We start from the raw sequence: 521 nt of genomic DNA on the forward strand, positions 1-521 counted from the left end.
GAGCATCTGCTGTTGCCCACCGCTCAGACTTCCTGCATCATCATGATTCTTTTCTTTTAAAATCGGGAATAAATTATATACCTTTTCCAAAGAATGCTTGATTTCCGCCTTTTTCATTCGATGCACAAATGCCCCCATCCTTAAATTTTCCTGGACAGTCATTTGTGGAAACAGTTTACGTCCTTCGGCACACTGAACAATTCCAGCTTGAACATTCTTATCCGGGGCTCGACCGCCTATAGGACTATTTTGAAAATAAATTTCTCCTTGAGACAGCTTACTGATACCACTAATGGAACGAAAAGTCGTACTTTTACCCGCTCCATTCGCCCCCAATAAAACGACAATCTCCCCTTTGGCAACTTCGATATTCACATGTTTGATCGCAGTAAAACTTCCATAACTGACTGCAACATTAGATAACTTTAGCACTAGCACTACCTCCCAAATAGGCTTTAATAACCGCTTCATTACTTCGGATTTCCTTAGGTGTACCCTCGGCAATTTTTTCTCCGTAATTC

The 521-nt window shown here is 41.3% G+C and carries 2 protein-coding genes; both read right to left on the reverse strand.

The genetic code is table 11. The annotated features are described in order from the left end of the window. Positions 1–432 (reverse strand): ABC transporter ATP-binding protein (locus AC1DUW_RS32195; protein ID WP_477644634.1); only part of this gene is annotated, 432 nt, incomplete at its 3' end. Further along, the coding region (locus AC1DUW_RS32200) for an ABC transporter ATP-binding protein C-terminal domain-containing protein (protein ID WP_477644635.1) at positions 416–521 on the reverse strand (106 nt) is incomplete at its 5' end. The genes AC1DUW_RS32200 and AC1DUW_RS32195, both read right to left, overlap by 17 nt.

The sequence above is a fragment of the Peribacillus sp. P4_C12 genome, assembly GCF_056402095.1.